Genomic DNA, 17,682 nt, shown 5'->3' on the forward strand with positions numbered 1-17,682 from the left:
GCGGCGGCCCGCGGGCCGCCGCCGCTTCTAGATCATGAAGATTCGGGCCTTACCGGGCGGACCGAGTCGCGGACGACGATGTGGGTGCCGAGCATGACGTGCTGGGCCGGGTTGCCTGACTTGCCGCGTTCGAGGGCCAGGCGTACGGCGGTGCGGCCCAGCTCCTCGTGCGGCACGTGCACGGTGGTGAGGTCGATGTCGGCCGAGGGCGGCAGGTCGTCGAAGCCGACCATGGAGACGTCGTCGGGCACGCGCAGCCCGTGCTCGCGCAGCGCCTGGCGGGCGCCGGCGGCGATGAGGTCGTTGCCGGCGAAGACGGCGGTGAAGTCGCGTGGCCCGGTCGCGAGGCGCTCGCGGATCATGCGGTGGCCCTCGTCGCGCTCCATCGTGCCCTCGACCTCCAGGCCGGGGTCGTGGGGCACGTGGAAGTCGGCCAGCGCCCTGCGGTAGCCGGCGATGCGGCTGTCGGGGGTGGTGTAGCCGTCGCGGCGGCCGAGGAAGAGGATGCGGCGGTGGCCGGCCGAGAGCACGTGGCTGGTGATGGCGTGGGCCCCGCCGGTGTTGTCGTACTCGACGACGAGGGCGGGCACGTCGGGGCCGAGCGCCGGGCGGCCGCACAGGACGAGTCGCGAGCCGGCCCCCGCCAGGGCGCGGGCGTATTCGGCCATGCGCTCGCGGTAGGCCTCGTCGGCGACGACGTTGCCGACGAGGATCACGCACTCGGCGTGTTCCTGGCGCATGAGCTGGACCGTGGCGAGCTCGCGCTCCGGGTCGCCGCCCGTGGTGCCGACGATGCACAGCTTGCCCTCGAGCGCGGCCTGCGTCTGCACGCCCTGCGCGACGTGGGCGTAGTGGGGCGAGACGACGGAGTTGACCACGATGGCGACGCTGCGGCTGCTCGCCCCGGCCAGCCCTCGGGCGTTGGCGTTGGCCACGTAGTCCAGCTCGCGGACCGCCTTCATCACCTTGCCGCGGGTGGCGGGCGCGCTGGGGTAGGTGCCGGACAGAATCCGGGAGACCGTGGCCACGGACACGCCCGCGTGCGCCGCCACGTCGCGGATCGTCGTCGGCCTGGGCCCCTCCTCGCCGGACGCCGGACGCCGGACCATCTCACCTCCACGTGGCGCTGAAACTTGCTGGTAAACCGCTTACGCGTGATGGTTCCCGCTGGTTGTCGCGGTGTCAAATCACCGCTCCCACCCCGACGTTAAAACGCTTACAGCAGCTGTTCTAGGATTGCGGTCATGCCACTGAGCCTTCCCGCCCCCGACGTACGACTGTCCGGCCACACCGGCTGGACCCGGGCACATTGGGAGGCCATGGCGGATCACCTGCTGGACTCCGTGGTGCCGTACGCCTCGGACGGTTTCGCCCAGTTCCGCCTGCCCGGCAGGACCAGCAGGTCGGGGCCGGTGAGCGACGGTTTGGAGGGCTTCGCCCGCACGTTCCTGCTCGCGGCCTTCCGGATCGCCGGCGCGGGCGGGCAGGTGCCGCCGGAACTGCTGGAGCGGTACGCGAGCGGCCTGGCCGCCGGGACCGACCCGGCGCACCCGTATGCCTGGCCGGCCCTGGCCGACATGTCGCAGCAGCTCGTCGAGGCCGCCTCGGTGGCGCTGGCGCTGCACGAGACCCGCCCGTGGCTGTTCGACCGGCTGCCGCCCGCCGTGCGGGAGCGGGTGGTGGAGTGGCTGGCCGGGTTCGTCGGGCGGCGCACGCCGGACAACAACTGGGTGCTGTTCCGGGTGATCGTCGAACAGTTCCTGGCCGAGGTGGGCGGGCCGTACTCGCCGGGGGAGATCGCCGGCGGGCTGGAGCGGATCGAGGAGTGGTACGCCGGTGACGGCTGGTACTCCGACGGCAAGGGCAAGAACTTCGACTACTACTGCGGCTGGGCCCTGCACCTCTACCCGTCGCTGTGGGCGCGGATGTCCGGCGACATCGTCCGGCAGGAGCTCTACGCGGCCCGGCTGCACCGCTTCCTCGACCAGTACCAGCACTTCTTCGCCGCCGACGGCGGGCCCGTGCACCAGGGGCGCTCGCTGACCTACCGGTTCGCGACGGTGGCGCCGCTGTGGCTGGGCGCGCTGACCGGGGCCTCCCCGCTCCCGCCCGGCCGGACCCGCCGCATCGCCAGCGGCGTCCTGCGCCACTTCGCCGAGCGGGGCGCGCCGGACGAGCGCGGCCTGCTCACCCTCGGCTGGTACGACCCCTTCCTGCCGGTCACGCAGGACTACTCGGGACCGGCGTCGCCGTACTGGGCCAGCAAGGCGTTCCTCGGCCTGCTCCTGCCGCCGGCCCACCCGGTCTGGACCGAACCCGAGCAGGCGGCCCCCGTCGACCTGGCCGACCAGACCGTGACCATGGCCGCCCCCGGCTGGCTGCTGCACGCCACCCGGGCGGACGGCGTAGTGCGGCTCGTCAACCACGGCAGCGACCGGGACCGCGTCCGGCACCCGGACGGCGTGCCAGACCCGCACTACCTCAAGTACGCCTACACCAGCCACACGGGGCCCGAACTGGGGACCGCCAAGGGCGTGGACAACCACCTGGCCGTCATCGCACCCGACGGGACCCCCTCGCTCCGGCGGCGCATCGAACCCCTCGCCGTCTCGGACCGCTTCGCCGCCTCGGCCTACCAGGACGGCCCCGTCCGCGTGGTGACGGCCTCGGTCGTGGACGGCGCGACGGAGATCCGGATCCACCGGGTCACCGCCCCCGCCGGCCACCAGGTGCGCGACGGGGGCCACGCCCTGGCCGCCGCACTCCCGCTCGCCCTGAGCGAGGAGGGCGACCTGGCGCTGGCCCGCCGCCCGGACGGGCTCACCACCGCGGTACGCGCCCTGCACGGCTACACGGGCACCGGCCTGGCCACGGGCGCGGGCGGCAACGCCTACGGCCCGCATTCCGCCACCCCCTACGCGATCGCGCAGGCCCACCCGGGAGGCGTCGCCCTGTACGTCACCCTGGTGTGGCTGGCGGGCCCGGGCATGCACCCTCCGGCCCCGGCCGTCCACGTCGAGGGCGACGCCCTGGTCCAGCTGACCCTGCCCGGCGGCGACACGGCCACGGTCCACCTTCACGACACCCCCACGTGCACGTTCATTAGATAAAACGCTTACACGGCATCGTCGGCAGCCATCTGGACGTCCTGTCCTGCTCAAAACGGTCAATTATCATGTGATGCGGATGCGGGTATCGGTGAAGTACGCTCGTTCATGGAAGCGTTTTCACCCGTTCCACCCTGCTCGCCCACCGATAGGAGCTCACTCCGTGCCACGGCGACCCGTCGCGGTCTTCGCCCTCGCCCCCTGGGCGTTCGGCGGCGTCTTCCCCGCCGACCTCCTCACCCGGCTGCGGCAGCTGGTCGACATCGACCCGGCGACGACGTTCACCTCGTTCGACGGCCCGGCGGCCGCCGCCGCCCTCGCGGAGGCGGAGATCCTGCTCACCGGCTGGGGCTGCCCGCACATCGACGCCGGAGTGCTGGCCGCCGCGCCGCGGCTGCGCGCCCTCGTGCACGCCGCCGGCACCGTCAAGGCGCGCGTCGATCCCGTCGTGTTCGAGCAGGGGATCGTGGTCTCCTCCGCCGCCGAGGCGAACGCCGTGCCGGTGGCCGACTACACCATGGCCATGCTGGTCCTGGGTGCCAAGCAGGCGTTCAGCCGCGCCCGCCGCTACGCCGCCGCCGTCGAGGGCACGCCGCGGGACTGGCTGCCCGGCGACGGCACCGGGCTGCACGACTGCACCGTCGGCGTCATCGGCGCCTCCCGCATCGGCCGCCACGTCCTGCGCCGGCTGCGGGCGTACGAGGTCGAGGTGCTGCTCTACGACCCCTACGTGAGCGCGGGCGAAGCCGCGCAGCTGGGCGCAGAGTCCGTGGGCATGGACGACCTCTGCCGCCGCGCCGACCTCGTCACCGTGCACGCGCCCGCCCTGCCCGAGACCCGCCACCTGCTCGACGCCCGGCGTCTGGGCCTCCTGCCCGAGGGCGCGGTGGTCATCAACACCGCCCGCGGCTCCCTGATCGACACCGACGCGCTGACCCGGTCGTGCGCCACCGGCCGGATCTCCGCCGTCCTCGACGTCACCGACCCCGAGCCGCTGCCGCCGGGCCACCCGCTCTTCGCCCTGCCCAACGTCCTGATCACCCCGCATCTGGCGGGTGCGCAGGGCCGCGAGACGCGGCGGCTCGGCGAGTTCGCCGTGGCCGAGGTGAGCCGGTTCCTCGGCGGCAGGCCGCTGCTCGGGCAGGTGGAGCTGGAGCAGCTCCCGTACATCGCCTGACGCGGGGCACGGCTCCACGGGCACCGGAACCCGGTCCTCGCCCTGGGCGTGGTGATCGGCTCCAGGGGTTCAGACGGCGAAGAGCAGGGCGGAGCTGATCAGAACGACCACGGCGGTCGCGAAGTGGATGCCCAACGCGACCGCCTTCGTCCTGCCGTTGCGCAGCACGATCAGGGTGTCGCCCAGCGGGACCAGCGCGACGACCAGCATGAACCACGCTTCGGCGCGCCTCGACGAGCTGGGCGAGGCCGTCCGCCCGCACGCGGGTGGAGACGACCTGGGCCTGCTGACCGAGGCGTACCGGGCCGCGCTGCACGGCCTGGCGACCCTCACGCTCGGCGGCCGGATGGTCTGTTCGGACGGGAGTGATCGGTATACCGTCGGGCCGTACTGCCCCTCCTCCGAGCAGTCTCCCGCCGAGCAGCCTCCCCGCAAGGAGTCGAAAACCGTGCGATCCCGGTTACTGGCCGCGCTGGCGGCCGCGATGGCCCTCGTGACGACCCTCGTGACGGCCCTCACCCTGCAAGCCCTTCCCGCCGCCGCCCAGGACGACCTGCTGGACCGGCTCAAGGCCATCCCCGGGCTGACGGTGGTGTCGGAGTCCCAGCCGGCCGGCTACCGGTTCTTCGTCCTGACCTTCACCCAGCCGGCCGACCACCGCGACCCGGCCAAGGGGACCTTCCAGCAGCGGCTCACCCTGCTCCACCGCTCCACCGCGGCGCCGGTCGTCCTCTACACCGGCGGGTACGGCCTGCCGGTGAACCCGACGGCCTCGCGCACGGAGCCGACCCAGCTCCTCGACGGCAACCAGGTCTCCGTCGAGCACCGCTTCTTCCGCACCTCCCGCCCGGCCCCGGCCGACTGGGACGACCTGACCATCTGGCAGGAGGCGACGGACGAGCACCGGATCGTCCAGGCGCTCAAGACGATCTACTCCGGCAAGTGGATCCAGACCGGCGCGAGCAAGGGCGGCATGACCTCGGTCTACCACCGCCGCTTCTACCCCGGCGACGTGGACGGCGTGGTGGCCTACGTCGCCCCCAACGACCCGGTGAACCCCCTGGACCACCAGTACGACCGGTTCTTCGCCCGCGTCGGCCCCGAGTCCTGCCGGACCGCGCTGGAGAACGTGCAGCGCGAGGCGCTCAAGCGGCGCGACCGGATGGTGGCGCTGCTGGAGGCGGACGCCGCGCGCAACGGCTACACCTTCACCAGGACGCTCGGCAGCGCCGACCGGTCGTTCGAGATGACGATCCTCGACACGGCGTGGGCGTTCTGGCAGTACCTCTCCGTGGACGACTGCCCCTCCGTGCCGCCCACGACCGCCACGGACGCGGAGCTGTACGCCTGGATCGACGGGGTCGCCTTCTTCGGCTTCTACACCGACCAGGGCCTGGACTACTACTTGCCGTACTACTACCAGGCGGCCACCCAGCTCGGCTGGCCCGACCTCGCCTTCCGGCACCTGCGCGGGCTGACCCGATACCGCGGCCTCTACCAGCCCAACTCGGTGCTGCCCGCCGAGCTGCGCTCCCGGCACGACCCGCGGCCCATGCTCGACGTGGACCGCTGGGTGCGTACCCGGTCGGAGCGCATGCTGTTCGTCTACGGCGAGAACGACCCGTGGAGCGCCGAGCGGTTCACCCCGAGCGGACGCGACTCCCATCTGTACGTCGCGCCCGGATCGAACCACGGGGCCAGCATCGCCCGCCTGACCGAGGCGGACCGCGCGGCGGCGACGGCCACGCTGCGGCGCTGGGCGGAGCCGCCGCTGGCCCAGCGGCTCCCCGAGGCGGCGGACCTGCCCGCCGACGACATGCTCACCGGTCGCCGGACCCGCTGAGCCGGGCCAGTGCCGAAGCAGGCGTGCCCCAGGACTCCAGCCGCGCACGGATCTCCGCGCGGACGGGAAGAGTCAGCGCGTCCCGGTACGCCTGCTCCAGCAGCGCGCCGATCTCCACCCGCCGGCCCGACCCGGCGGAGCGGACCGCCGCCTCGACCATCGCCAGGCTGAGGAGGTTGCGGGAGATCGTCCCGGACGGCCGCGCGCCCGTGCGCAGCGCCGCGACGAACTCCCGCAGCGCCCCGGCGATCTGCTCGTGCTCGCCGGGCGGCACGTCGGCCGCGTCGCCGGGTGCGGAGGTGACGCGCCGCTCGCCGTCCCAGGTCGCGGTGCCGCCGGGGCCGACGGCCCGCCACTCGCCGTTCCAGGACGTCTCCAGCCCGTCGGCGCACCAGCTGCCGGTGAACACGTAACGGGTGCCTTCGTTGAAGAGGAAGCTCGCCGTGGCCGCCGCGTCGCCCCGGTACCAGCTCCAGGCGGGGTTCCAGCTCTCGCACATGACCGAGACCGGCTCCGCCCCGAGCAGGTAGCGGGCCGCGTCGAAGGCGTGGATGGCCATGTCGACCAGGAGCGGCTGGTCCATCTCGTCCCGGAACCCGCCGAACCGCGGGGCCCGGAAGAAACCGGTGGTGAGCAGGCCGGGCGGGCCGAGCCGGGCGATCCGGCGGCGGTACTCCGCCAGGGCGGCGTAGTAACGGCGCGACTGGCTGATCATCAGCAGCCGCCCGGCCGCCTCGGCGGCCGCCGCCTGGACGAGCGCCTCGGCCAGGGTCGGCGCGGCCGGCTTCTCGCAGAGGACGGGCACGCCGGCGAAGAGCGCCTCGATGCTGACCTCGCTGTGGGCCGCCGGGATCGTGACGTTCACGACGGCGTCCGGCTCGGTGGCCGTGAGCAGGTCGCCGAGCGAGGCGCCCGCCTTGGCGTCGCAGCCGGCATCGCGTACGGCCGCCTCCGCCCGCCCGACGTCGAGGTCGGCCACCCCGACCACCTCGACGCCGCCGGCCGCGGTCAGGGTCCGCAGCCAGGCCAGGCCCATCGAGCCCGCTCCCACCTGCACGACGCGGATCGGGCGCCCGGGAACGATGGGGTCGCTCACTCGGCGTGCTCCTTGTTGCTCATGGCGCCGCGGTAGCCGTGCCCGTTGAAGAAGTCGCCCGTCTCGTAGCGGAGCAGGGTCGGCAGCTCGCGCCGCGCGCGGTCGCCGGCCGCCCACTCGGCCCCGTTGGCGATGACCTGGAGCACGTCGGGGTGGTGGTAGACGGGGTAGTCCTGGTCACCGGGGCTGAAGTAGAAGATCTTGCCGTTGCCGCGCCGGAAGGTGCAGCCGCTGCGGAACACCTCGCCGCCGCTGAAGGAGCTGATGAAGATCAGCTCGTCGGGCTCCGGGATGTCGAACTGCTCGCCGTACATCTCCTGGGCGGGGATCTCGATGGGGTGCGGCACGCCGCGCGCGATGGGATGGGCCGGGTTGACCGTCCAGACCAGCTCGCGGTCGTTCTCGCTGCGCCAGCGCAGCGTGCACGTGGTGCCCATGAGCCTGGTGAAGATCTTCGACCAGTGGCCGGAGTGCAGCACCACCAGGCCCATGCCGGACAGGACGTGCCGGTGCACCCGCTCGACCACCTCGTCGGACACCTCCCCGTGGGCGGCGTGCCCCCACCAGGTGAGCACGTCGGTGTTCGCGAGCACCTCCTCGGTCAGGCCGTGCTCGGGGTCGTCGAGCGTGGCCGTGGCGACGGTGGCCCGCGCTCCGAGCCGGGCCTCGATGCCCCGCCGGATGGCGTTGTGCATGCCGTCGGGGTAGATCTCGGCCACCTTGGGCTCGACCTGCTCGTGCCGGTTCTCGCCCCACACCGTGACGTGCGGGGGTCGGGTGCTGTTCATGCGGTCTTCCTTTCCGGAGTCATTTGACGGCACCGCTGACGGCGCCCGCCGCGATGTAGCGCTGCGCGAAGATCAGCAGCAGGCCCGCCGGGATGGAGGCGAGCACCGCCGTGGCCATCACGGTGGCCCAGTCCTGCGAGTTCGCGCTGATGTAGTCGTAGATGCCGAGCGTGATCGGCCGTACCTCGGGGGTGCTGGTCAGGGTGAGGGCGAAGAGGAAGTCGCTCCACGCCGACAGGAACGTGAACAGGCCGGCGGTCACGATCGCGTTCTTGCTGATCGGTACGACGATCGAGACGAACGCCCGGAGACTGCCGGCCCCGTCCACCATCGCCGCCTCCACGAGCGCCCGTGGGACGGCGCCCATGAACGCGCGGATGAGCAGCACCGCGAAGGGGATGCCGGCCGCCGTGTTCGCGAGGATCAGGCCGAAGACGTTGTTGATCAGGAAGAGCGAGTTGAACAGGGGATAGAGCGCGTTGGCGATGACCATGGCGGGGATCATCTGGGCGATCAGCAGCACCAGGAGGAACACCTTGGTGCCGGGGGTGCGGAAGCGGGACAGGCCGTAGGCGGCGGGGGTGGCGATGACCAGGGGGCTTCGGGATTGGAGAGGGGGTTGACGGGGAGGCGCGGTCCCGCGTATCAAAGCGCTTAACCGCGCATGCTTGTGAAGTATGTTGCGCTCATCCAACTGTGATGTCAACAACACGTTAAGAGAATTTGTCGAATACGCTGCGCTATAGTCGCAGTGCTTCGCCAGGTCCCCCGGGAGGCGGCACCCATGGTCACGATGCGCGACGTCGCCCAGCGGGCAAACGTCTCCATCGCCACGGTCTCCTTCGTCATCAACGGCACCAAGCGCGTCGCGCCGGAGACCCGGGCCCGCATCGAGGCGGCCATCGAGGAGCTCAACTACCGGCGCAACGTCGTCGCCCGCGCGCTGGCCAGCTCGCGCACGCGCATCCTCGCTCTGCTCCACCCCGACCTCGAGTCCCGGGCCAACGCCACGGTGATCCAGTTCGTCATGGGCGCCGCGCACGGCGCCCGCGAGCGCGGCTACGACCTGGTGCTGTGGCCGGTCAACGACGACGAGCAGATGTCACACCTGCTCGCGGGCGGTCTCGTCGACGGCGCGCTGCTCATGGAGGTGCAGATCCGCGACTCCCGGGTCGAGCGGCTGCTCGCCTCGCGGGTCCCGTTCGCGCTGATCGGCCGGACCGAGGACGACGACCTGCCGTACGTCGACATCGATTTCGCCACCACGATCGACCAGGCGGTCGCCCACCTCCGCTCGTTCGGCCACGAGCGCGTCGCGCTGGTCACCCAGGTGACGAAGGGAAACGAGCCCGGCCGGATCAGGCGGGTCGAATCCGCCTACCTCGACGCGATCGCGCCCCTCGGCGGGCCGCCCGCCGTCATCGCGGTGGAGGGCACGTCGGCCGGCGGGCGGGAGGCCGCTCGCGTGCTCGGCGCGGAGTTCCCGGAGGCGACGGCCGTCATCCTGGTCAACGAGGGCGCCTCGGCGGGGCTGGTCAAGGGGGTGCGGGCGCTCGGCCGGTCGATCCCGGACGACCTGTCCGTCATCTCGGCGGCGACCACGCGCGAGCTCGGCGAGATGATCGAGCCGGCCCTGACCGTCATGGCCGCGCCGGCCCCGCGGCTCGGCCGCCTCGCCGCCGACGCGCTGATCGACCAGCTCGAAGGCGTCCAGGACGTGCCCCCGCACCTCCTCATCCCCTGCACGCTCGTGCCGGGCCAGTCGGTCGGCCCCGCCCGCCGCTGACTGTCGGATACGTCCGATTTGTAACCCACTTGGTCCTGTCTCGTGACAGATGACCAGAATGAGGGGACATTTTCTGTTCCCTTCAGCCACTCCATGCTCAACGTTCACTCGCGCGCTCCAATGTGTCCGCGCTAGGGCAAGCCGCCTGATCGGTTGCTCAGAACGTTCGAGAAGGGACTGCACCCGATGCAGCCATTGGCATCACGGAAATCACTGGGTGGCTTACGGAAACGGGGACGGCTCGCCACGGCCGGCGTGCTCGCGGCGTTGCTCGTGAGCAGTCTCGTGACGGCGGCGTACGCCGATCCCGCCCCCGGCGAGCAGGAGCGGGGACGGCCCACCCCGGCCCCGACCGGCACCCAGAGCCCGCCGACGCTCACCCCCGCGAGCGGTTCGTACCTCGAGGGGACGGTGAAGGCCGCGGCGGTCCCGACCGCGGCCGGTGACAGCGTCACGAAGCTCGCCATCGACGACACCGCGCTGAACGCCACCCGTACGGTCGGCGTCTCCAGGCTCGGCTTCGACGTCGGCTCCAACTCCACTGAGGCGCAGTACCACAGCTACGTGCTGGTCAACGGCGCCTACAAGAGTGAGATCGGCAACTTCGTCAACCAGCGGGCGACCATCGAGGTCCCGAACGAGCACCTCGTCAAGGGCGAGAACACCGTCGAGATCGTCGTCGGCGCGATCCAGTCGTCGTGCGGCACCAACTACGACGACTTCGTGCTGTCCGACGTTGGCCTCGAACTGCTCGGCGAGGTCGCCGACGGTGAGGACAACCCGTACACGTTCTCGTTCGGTGACGGCAGCTGCGGCACGAACACCTCGCTGCTGAAGCGCGCCACGCTCAAGTTCTTCACCCTGGGCGACCCGCAGGGCACCACGGGCCTGGCCGCGGACGTGGACACCACGACGCTGGCCAACGGCGAGCACGTCCTCAGCGCCACGACCGCGGCCGGCGTGACCGTCAAGAACACCGTGACCGTGAACAACGCCCCGGCCGGGGCGCCGCGGCTGCTCCCGACGGACGGCACACTGGTTGCCGGCACCAAGCCGGTCTTCGCGACGGTCCCGGCGAGCGGCGAGGGCGGCGTCAAGTCGCTCACCGTGGACGGTGAGAAGCCGGTCACGAAGGCCACGCTGGGCAACGGCGCCGCGATGTTCGCCTTCGACGTGGGCGCGGACTCGGTCGACGACAAGTTCGACAACTTCCTGCTGGTCAACGGCAAGCGCATCGACCTGGGCGGCACCTGGGCGAGCGGGCGCGCGACGGTCGCGGTGCCGGCCAGGTTCCTGGTGCCCGGCGACAACACGATCAAGGTCGTCACCGGGGACTACAAGGAGACCTGCGGCACCAACCGCGACGACTTCGTGATCTCGAACCTCGGCCTCACCCTCGACGGCGCCACCGTGACGGGCCAGGACATCAAGCCGTCGTACGAGATGGGCGACGGCACCTGCGGCAGCAGCCAGACCGCCCTGCGCGAGGCCGAGCTGCGCTACACGATCGACGCCCCGGCGGTGCACGTCGCCGAGACGCTCGGCTCGGGCGAGGCCAAGCTCGGCTTCAACGTGGGCAGCAACTCGATCGAGGCGCGCTACCAGAACTTCGTGCTGGTCAACGGCCAGAAGGTCGTGCTGGACGGCGACTTCGTGAGCAAGCGCGTCGATCTCACGATCCCGAACGAGTTCCTGGTGCCCGGCTGGAACACGATCGACCTCGTGGCCGGCACCTTCCCGACGTCGTGCGGCAACAACCGCGACGACTTCACGATCTCGAACATCGCCCTCACCCCGGCGCAGGGCACGGCCACCGGCCAGATGCTCAAGGCGTCGTACGGCATGGGCGACGGCAACTGCGGCGACACGGTGAACCCGCTGACCGAGATCGACCTGGAGTTCCTCGTGGACGCGCCGGCCCGGGGCCTGCGCGCCGACCTCGACACCACGGCCGTCAAGGACGGCAAGCACACCATCGCCGCCACGTCGAGCACGGGCGAGGCCGCCACCCGCCTGCTGCTCACCGACAACTCGGCGCCGAAGGTCGCCAAGAGCGTCCCGGCCGCGGCCGAGAAGATCACCGCCTCCGTCGTGCTGGACGTCAAGCTGGAGGACGCCTCCGGCGTCGTGTCCGGGCCGGACGTCAAGCTCGACGGCCGGCCGATCGAGCTGGGCGTCCCGGTGGGCCCCGGGCTCAAGGCGGGCCCGCACACCCTGGCGGTGACCGGCGCGGACGGGCTCGGGAACGCCACGACCCACGAGATCGTGTTCGAGTCCGCGGGCATCCCGGACGTCCCCGCCGAGCTGACCCCCGCCCTGGGGGCCGTGGACGTCTCGGACCCGGCCACGCTCTCGGCGAAGGTGTCCGAACCCGACGGCGGCCAGGTGACGGCGACGTTCTCGCAGGCCGAGATCCTGACCCCGAACCAGGCGTACCAGGGCACGGCCAAGTCCCTCCCGACGACCCTGCGGGTCCCGGGGGAGCAGCGGGCCAGGACGGACGCGCTGGAGCCCGCCGACAACCGGACGCTCGACGCGCCCGCCGGGCAGGACGTCGTCTACCAGCGTTTCGACGTCCAGGTGAAGGGTCACGTGGACGCCCCGGTGCTGCGCTGGGAGGGCGCCGTCGACCCCGAGCGCCTGGCGTCCCTGCGGGTGTGGAACACGAAGACCAAGGCGTGGGACCTGCTCACCAGCGGCCGCGGCGCCGCCGAGGGCAAGACCGTGCTCACGGCCGTCGTGGACGGCGACTACATCGACGGGCAGCAGGTCCACGTCATGGTGACGGGCGAGGACCCGTTCGCCGACGACATCGAGCCGGGTGACCCGAACGGCTTCGCCGACCCCGCCACGTACGACTTCTCGATCGTGCACTTCACCGACACGCAGTACCTCTCCGAGGGCGCGGTCGAGCAGGAGGCGGCCGAGGAGCGCGCGGTGTGGGAGTCGGCCTACGCCGGCATCGTCAACTGGATCAGCGCCAACAAGGACCAGCGCAAGATCTCCTACGTCGCCCACACCGGCGACATCATCGAGAACAACATCCGCAAGCCCGCCGACGAGGCCACGCAGCGGCAGGTCACCGGCGAGTTCGAGGTGTCGTCGAAGCAGCAGCGCGTGCTGGACGACGCGGGCATCCCGAACGGCGTGATCGCCGGCAACCACGACAACCAGTCGGGCACCGAGAACGGGCCGGAGGCGATCTACAACAAGTACTACGGCCCCACCCGCTACCAGGACGTGTCGCAGGGCTGGCAGCACGCCAAGTACGGCGGCCCGTGGAAGGAGGGCGACAACCAGAACCACTACGACCTGTTCTCCGCGGGCGGGCTGGACTTCGTCGTGGTCGGCCTGTCGTACGGGGTGACGCGGGAGGAGGCCGAATGGGCCGACTCCGTCTTCAAGAAGTTCCCCAACCGCAACGGCATCCTGCTCTCGCACGACTACCTCGTGCCGAGCACGAACCCCGACGGGCGCGGCGCCGGTTTCGCCGCCCCCGACGGGTCGATGTTGTACAAGACGGTGGTCGAGAAGAACCCGAACGTCTTCCTCATCCTCGCCGGTCACGAGCACGGCGTGGGGACCAACGTGAAGCCCAAGGTGGGCCAGGTCGGCAACGGTGTCGTCGAGCTGTTGGCGGACTACCAGTTCTACACGGTGTCGGCCGACCGGCTCGGGCTCACCGAGATCGGCGGCTACCGGCCGGAGGACCAGCTCCAGTTCGGCGCGAGCTTCTTCCGGCTGCTGCAGTTCGACGTCAAGCGGGCGGAGCTGAGCGTGGACACCTACTCGCCGCTGCTCAACGACTTCGGCGCCAACGAGTACGACCCGGCACGCCGGTACAACGGCCTCGAGGACAACATGGTGCTGCCGGTCGACCTCACCTCCCGTACGACGACGCTGCAGACCGACTCGCTCGCGCTCTACAAGCCGACCCGGATCATCGGTAAGAGCAAGGTCGCGTCGGGCCAGGTCGCCTCGGTGACCTGGGACCGCCTCAAGGACGACACGGCCTACGCCTGGTTCGTCACGGCGCGCTCCGCGGGCGGCGGCGTGACCGCCTCCGAGCCGAGCGTCTTCGTCACCAAGGACGAGCACGGCCGCCCCGGCACGTGGGGCCCGGACTCGCCCATGCACCGCTGGTTCACCCGCTAGCCGGCAAATCGCCGCCCCGGGCACGGGCCCGGGGCGGCCTTCCCCCTGGAGAACCGAGACATGCACCGGCTGCCCGCCGTCGTTCTCACCCTCGTCCTGGCCGCCGGGCTGACCGGCCTGATGCGTCCCGCCCCGGCGGCGGCGCACGATGCGACCACGACCGCCCACGCCACTGTCACCGGCACCGGCACCGGCACGGGTGTCAAGGTCGTGCTCGACCTCGAGTACGACCTGCTCATGAAGTCGGCCTGGCTATACGCGGAGGCGTACGAGGCCGAGGATCGGGCCGAGCAGCTGCGCCAGCTGGAGCTCAACCGCGCCGCCGTGCTCGATTACGTCACCCGCCGCTTCGCCGTGGCGTACGACGACCGGCCCTGCGCGCCCACGATGGCGGGCGCCGCGGACGTGCGCCCGCGCGGCAAGGCCGCCTTCGCGGTGCTGACCCTCGACTACGCCTGCCCGGGCGAGCCCGGGGGGACCCACGCGATCTCCAGCGCGCTGTTCCCCGACGCCGAGACGTTCGTGCACAGCACGGAGACGCTCGTCCGCTACGAGCTCGACGGGGAGAAGGGCTCGGCCGTCCTGGTCGCCCGGAGCCCCACGTTGCGGGTCGGCGAGCGCCAGGCCGCGAGCCAGGTCGGGGAGTTCTTCGTGCTCGGCGCCGAGCACCTGCTGTTCGGCCTCGACCACGTCCTCTTCCTGCTGGCGCTGCTGATCGGCGCGCGCCGCCTGCGCGACGTCGTCATCACGGCCTCCGCCTTCACCGCCGCCCACAGCATCACGTTCCTCCTGGCCGCGATGGGGGTCGTGGACGTGCCCGGCGAGATCGTCGAGCCGGTCATCGCGGCGTCGATCGTCGTCGTGGCGCTGGCGAACCTGCTGGGCCGGGAGGAGGACCGGCTGGGCAGGTGGCGGCTGCCGATCGTCTTCGCCTTCGGCCTGGTGCACGGCCTGGGCTTCGCGGGCGCGCTGGACATCGACCGGAGCGGGTCGTGGGAGCTGCTGCTGTCGCTGCTGAGCTTCAACGTCGGCATCGAGGTGACCCAGCTCGCGATCATCGCCGTGCTCTTCCCGCTGCTGGTGCTGCTGCGCCGGACGTCCTGGTCGCGCTGGGCGGTGGTCGCGCTGTCGATCCCGATCGTGGCGGTCAGCGTGTACTGGTTCCTGGACCGCGTCCCGCTGCCGCTCTGACGGGGCAGGTTCAGTCCAGCACCCTGGTCAGCGCCTCCTGCACGGAGGCGCGGACGGTGACGGGGTCGTCGAGGTCGAATCCGACCACGAGCCCGTCGCGCAGCAGCATGAGGATGTCGGCCAGCCGCTCCGCGTCGGGGCGGCCGTCGCCGGCCAGCAGGTCGCGGTACAGCTCGCGGTTCCAGCGGCGGTGCTCGGCGATGGCCTGGCGGACCGGATGGGCCGGATCGGGATATTCGGCCGCGGTGTTGACGAAGGGGCAGCCCCGGTAGCCGGGGCCCGCGCCGAACTCGCACATGTAGGCGAAGATGCCGCGCAGCCTCTCGTACGGCGACTCCTCGCGCATCGCCGCGACCACCGCGCGCTGCCGGGACGCCTGCATGGTCACGAACGCGCGGACGAGCTCGTCCTTGCTCGGGAAATGGTGGTAGAAGGTCGCCTTGGCGACGCCCGCCTCCGCGATGATCCGGTCGATCCCGACCGAGTGGACACCTTCCGCGTAGAACAGGCGCTGCGCCGTTTCGAGGACCCGGTCACGCGCCGGGCTCCGGCGGCCGCCCTCCAACGTTTCTGCGCTCACAGGTTGACGATACCAGACAGGTCTGTCTACTATCAGATCATCGACGGACAGACAGGTCTGTCTACCCTGGAGAGGCCATCACATGAGCATCTACACCGCCATCGCCACCTCCGCCGGGCGCGACCGCCGCGCCGTCTCCTCGGACGGGAAGCTGGACGTCCAGCTGGCCCTGCAGAAGGAGCTGGGCGGCGACGGCGAGGGCACCAACCCCGAGCAGCTCTTCGCCGCCGGCTACTCCGCCTGCTTCGCCTCGGCGATGCGGCTGGTGGCGGGGCAGCAGAAGATCGACGTCTCCGAGGCGTCGGTCACGGCCGAGGTCGGCCTGTCGCCCAACGGCAAGGGCGGCTTCCAGCTCGACGTGACGCTCCGGGTCGAGCTGCCCGACGGCATCACGCCGGAGGCGGCCCGCGAGCTCGTCGAGGCCACCCACCAGGTGTGCCCCTACTCCAACGCCACCCGCGGCAACATCCCGGTCAACCTCGTCATCGAGTAGCCCGCGGCCAGCTCCTTAACCGCATTTGTCGAGGAATCTCCCGAAGTTGGCCGCCAACACCCCCGCTGTGATCTTCTGGTCGGCGGGGGAGGCGTGTGAGCACACGGTTGGGCCGGTCGCTGCGGACGCGGCTGGCGCTGTTCGCCAGCATCGCGATGTTGCTGCTGAACATCGTCGTCAGCGCGTTCGTGCTGTACGGCGTGCGCAACGAGGTGGCCGACATCCGGGCGCACGAGGTGTCCGGCAAGGCCACGCGCGTGCTGCTCATGGTCAAGCGCAAGAGGCTGCCTCAGGTGCTGGACGCCGGCGGGCTCGACGGCATCCAGGTGGTCGATCCGAGCGGGCGGCCGGTCGCCTGGACCCGGAACCTGGCCGGCTACCCCCGCCTGACCAGGATGATCCCCCACAAGGACCAGGCCAACGACGCCGCGACGCTCTGCGACCTGCCGGCCTTCCCCCGCCGGTGCGAGATGGTGGTGGCCCTCGTCGCCTACGAGCCGGACGGCGAGTGGGTCATCTACTCCTTCTTCCCGGCGGTGCCCTGGTACATCGCCCCCGAGGTCCTGCTGTTCCAGGCCGGCGTGACGACGGTGCTGGTCTTGCTGACCTGGTTCGGGGTGTCACGGGTGGTGGCCAGGACGCTCGCGCCCGTCAGCAGCATCACCAGGCGGCTGGCCGAGATCGCCGCCGGCGGCGGCGGGATGCGCGTGCCCGTCCCGACCAACGACGACGAGATCAGGGCCCTGGCCGAGACCAGCAACCAGACGTTGCAACGGCTGGAGACGGCGCTGGAGCAGCAGATGATGGCGATGGAGCGGCAGCGTAGGTTCGCCGGTGACGCCTCGCACGACCTGCGCAGCCCGATCACCGCGATGCGCGCCCAGGTCGAGGACGCCCTGCTGCACCCCGAGGACGTCGACTGGCGGGAGACCTGCCACGAGGTGCTGGCCAGCCTGGACCGGCTGCAGGCCATCGTCGCGGACCTGCTCATGCTGACCAAGCTCGACTCCGGCGCCCCCGACAACCGCGAGCCCCTGGACCTGGGCGACCTGGCCGCCGAGGAGACCGCCAGGCCGCGCGCCAAGCAGGTCATCACCACGCTGGAGACGGGCGTGGTCGTCTACGGTGACCGGCTGCAACTGGCCCGCCTGCTGACGAACCTGCTGGACAACGCCGAGCGGCACGCCGAGTCGCAGATCATCGTGACCCTGCGGCGGCAGAGGGGCGAGGCCGTGCTGGAGGTCGTCGACGACGGCGCCGGCATCGCCCCCGACCAGCGCGAGGTCGTCTTCCAGCGCTTCACCCGCCTGGACGCCTCGCGCAGCCGCGACGTGGGCGGCACCGGGCTCGGCCTGCCCATCGCCCGCGAGATCGCGACGGCTCACCTGGGCACGCTGACCATCGAGGACTCCGACTCCGGCGCCCGGTTCGTCCTGCGGATACCGGTCGAAGAGGAATGAGCCGCC

Annotated in this window: 14 protein-coding genes; 8 read left to right on the forward strand and 6 right to left on the reverse strand. The window is 71.4% G+C overall.

Annotated features, from left to right (window positions below; translation table 11 throughout):
* Positions 1 to 32: 32 nt before the first annotated feature.
* Positions 33 to 1,109: a LacI family DNA-binding transcriptional regulator gene (locus AB0J69_RS56780; protein WP_364136731.1), complete on the reverse strand. Its 1,077-nt coding sequence runs from the start codon at positions 1,107 to 1,109 to the stop codon at positions 33 to 35.
* Positions 1,110 to 1,244: 135 nt separating this feature from the next.
* Here AB0J69_RS56780 and AB0J69_RS56785 point away from each other — a divergent pair, with 135 nt between their 5' ends.
* The gene (locus AB0J69_RS56785; RefSeq protein ID WP_364136733.1) at positions 1,245 to 3,110 is read left to right on the forward strand and encodes a DUF2264 domain-containing protein; all 1,866 of its coding nucleotides are present in this window, start codon (positions 1,245 to 1,247) and stop codon (positions 3,108 to 3,110) included.
* A gap of 160 nt (positions 3,111 to 3,270) precedes the next feature.
* A complete protein-coding gene (locus AB0J69_RS56790) occupies positions 3,271 to 4,284 on the forward strand; it encodes a hydroxyacid dehydrogenase (protein WP_364136735.1) in 1,014 nt (337 codons plus the stop codon).
* Positions 4,285 to 4,353: 69 nt separating this feature from the next.
* On the opposite strand, the gene AB0J69_RS56795 is transcribed toward AB0J69_RS56790, so the two are convergent.
* On the reverse strand, positions 4,354 to 4,494 hold the full coding sequence (locus AB0J69_RS56795) for a DUF4267 domain-containing protein (RefSeq protein WP_364136738.1): 141 nt from the start codon (positions 4,492 to 4,494) through the stop codon (positions 4,354 to 4,356).
* Here AB0J69_RS56795 and AB0J69_RS56800 point away from each other — a divergent pair.
* Positions 4,493 to 6,127 carry a S28 family serine protease gene (locus AB0J69_RS56800; RefSeq protein ID WP_364136740.1) on the forward strand — a complete coding sequence of 545 codons (1,635 nt, stop codon included), beginning with the start codon at positions 4,493 to 4,495 and terminating at the stop codon, positions 6,125 to 6,127. The two genes, AB0J69_RS56795 and AB0J69_RS56800, sit on opposite strands and share 2 nt — an antisense overlap.
* Here the strand turns inward: AB0J69_RS56800 and AB0J69_RS56805 are convergent.
* Genes AB0J69_RS56805 through AB0J69_RS56815 form a run of 3 tightly spaced genes read right to left on the reverse strand, consistent with a single transcriptional unit; the run spans position 6,105 to position 8,660 of the window.
* Entirely contained in the window at positions 6,105 to 7,223 is a 1,119-nt protein-coding gene (locus AB0J69_RS56805) for a Gfo/Idh/MocA family oxidoreductase (RefSeq protein ID WP_364136742.1), read from the reverse strand. The two genes, AB0J69_RS56800 and AB0J69_RS56805, sit on opposite strands and share 23 nt — an antisense overlap.
* Positions 7,220 to 8,011: a ThuA domain-containing protein gene (locus AB0J69_RS56810; protein ID WP_364136744.1), complete on the reverse strand. Its 792-nt coding sequence runs from the start codon at positions 8,009 to 8,011 to the stop codon at positions 7,220 to 7,222. The genes AB0J69_RS56805 and AB0J69_RS56810 overlap by 4 nt, the downstream gene beginning before the upstream one ends.
* A gap of 19 nt (positions 8,012 to 8,030) precedes the next feature.
* Positions 8,031 to 8,660: a carbohydrate ABC transporter permease gene (locus tag AB0J69_RS56815; RefSeq protein ID WP_364136746.1), complete on the reverse strand. Its 630-nt coding sequence runs from the start codon at positions 8,658 to 8,660 to the stop codon at positions 8,031 to 8,033.
* Positions 8,661 to 8,795: 135 nt separating this feature from the next.
* Here AB0J69_RS56815 and AB0J69_RS56820 point away from each other — a divergent pair, with 135 nt between their 5' ends.
* The 3 genes from AB0J69_RS56820 (at position 8,796) to AB0J69_RS56830 (ending at position 15,143) form a co-directional block, all read left to right on the forward strand.
* Positions 8,796 to 9,797 (forward strand): LacI family DNA-binding transcriptional regulator, encoded by a 1,002-nt coding sequence (locus tag AB0J69_RS56820; protein WP_364136748.1) that lies wholly within the window; start codon positions 8,796 to 8,798, stop codon positions 9,795 to 9,797.
* A 273-nt stretch (positions 9,798 to 10,070) separates the two neighbouring features.
* Positions 10,071 to 13,952, forward strand: a complete 3,882-nt coding sequence (locus tag AB0J69_RS56825; RefSeq protein ID WP_364136749.1) for a metallophosphoesterase — start codon at positions 10,071 to 10,073, stop codon at positions 13,950 to 13,952.
* Positions 13,953 to 14,012: 60 nt separating this feature from the next.
* Positions 14,013 to 15,143: a HupE/UreJ family protein gene (locus AB0J69_RS56830; protein WP_364136751.1), complete on the forward strand. Its 1,131-nt coding sequence runs from the start codon at positions 14,013 to 14,015 to the stop codon at positions 15,141 to 15,143.
* 10 nt (positions 15,144 to 15,153) lie between these two features.
* Here AB0J69_RS56830 and AB0J69_RS56835 read toward each other — a convergent pair whose 3' ends face one another.
* Positions 15,154 to 15,723, reverse strand: coding sequence for a TetR/AcrR family transcriptional regulator (locus AB0J69_RS56835; RefSeq protein WP_364136753.1), 570 nt, complete (start codon positions 15,721 to 15,723; stop codon positions 15,154 to 15,156).
* Positions 15,724 to 15,805: 82 nt separating this feature from the next.
* Between AB0J69_RS56835 and AB0J69_RS56840 the strand changes: the two genes are divergently transcribed.
* Positions 15,806 to 16,216, forward strand: a complete 411-nt coding sequence (locus AB0J69_RS56840; RefSeq protein WP_364136755.1) for an organic hydroperoxide resistance protein — start codon at positions 15,806 to 15,808, stop codon at positions 16,214 to 16,216.
* A 95-nt stretch (positions 16,217 to 16,311) separates the two neighbouring features.
* Entirely contained in the window at positions 16,312 to 17,676 is a 1,365-nt protein-coding gene (locus AB0J69_RS56845) for a HAMP domain-containing sensor histidine kinase (protein ID WP_364136757.1), read from the forward strand.
* The last annotated feature ends 6 nt before the right edge of the window (positions 17,677 to 17,682 follow it).

This window comes from Nonomuraea sp. NPDC049709, assembly GCF_040674815.1.
Taxonomy (GTDB): domain Bacteria; phylum Actinomycetota; class Actinomycetes; order Streptosporangiales; family Streptosporangiaceae; genus Nonomuraea.

What these genes read in the sequence shown, in the direction of transcription:
- AB0J69_RS56830 (WP_364136751.1), top strand. Translation starts at nt 14,013, where the DNA reads ATGCACCGGCTGCCCGCCGTCGTTCTCACCCTCGTCCTGGCCGCCGGG.
- AB0J69_RS56800 (WP_364136740.1), top strand. Translation starts at nt 4,493, where the DNA reads ATGAACCACGCTTCGGCGCGCCTCGACGAGCTGGGCGAGGCCGTCCGC.
- AB0J69_RS56840 (WP_364136755.1), top strand. Translation starts at nt 15,806, where the DNA reads ATGAGCATCTACACCGCCATCGCCACCTCCGCCGGGCGCGACCGCCGC.
- AB0J69_RS56820 (WP_364136748.1), top strand. Translation starts at nt 8,796, where the DNA reads ATGGTCACGATGCGCGACGTCGCCCAGCGGGCAAACGTCTCCATCGCC.
- AB0J69_RS56780 (WP_364136731.1), bottom strand. Translation starts at nt 1,109, where the DNA reads ATGGTCCGGCGTCCGGCGTCCGGCGAGGAGGGGCCCAGGCCGACGACG.
- AB0J69_RS56810 (WP_364136744.1), bottom strand. Translation starts at nt 8,011, where the DNA reads ATGAACAGCACCCGACCCCCGCACGTCACGGTGTGGGGCGAGAACCGG.
- AB0J69_RS56785 (WP_364136733.1), top strand. Translation starts at nt 1,245, where the DNA reads ATGCCACTGAGCCTTCCCGCCCCCGACGTACGACTGTCCGGCCACACC.
- AB0J69_RS56795 (WP_364136738.1), bottom strand. Translation starts at nt 4,494, where the DNA reads ATGCTGGTCGTCGCGCTGGTCCCGCTGGGCGACACCCTGATCGTGCTG.